Raw genomic sequence first — 320 nt, forward strand, 5'->3', positions numbered from 1 at the left:
CATCCAGTATCGCATCCGTTGTATTTTCCTTTGATAAATTGAATCCGATACGATCTGATGCATACTCAAACAGTGAATCTTTTTCATTGGATACATTGCTTCCAAAATCTCCCAGGTAATTAAAGGTGATCTCCGGGGTAAGTCTACTTTCAAGCCCTTCCCGGCTTAAGTAGTTTAAAATACCATAACCGATTCCTTTATTAGGCACTCGTCGCAGATCTTCTTTTACGTTTACCAAGCTCTCTGTTTGGTTTGAAGAGTCGGCGACATTCAATACAAATGGATAGACCGTAGTAAACCAGCCAACCGTTCTGCTGATG

At 40.9% G+C, this 320-nt stretch carries 1 protein-coding gene; it reads right to left on the reverse strand.

The window, feature by feature from the left end; all coding sequences use genetic code 11:
* A partial coding sequence (locus A4R26_RS12970) for a condensation domain-containing protein (RefSeq protein ID WP_133054654.1) occupies positions 1-320 on the reverse strand: 320 nt, incomplete at both ends.

The sequence above is a fragment of the Niastella populi genome (assembly GCF_002078015.1).
In the GTDB taxonomy this organism is placed as follows: domain Bacteria; phylum Bacteroidota; class Bacteroidia; order Chitinophagales; family Chitinophagaceae; genus Niastella; species Niastella populi.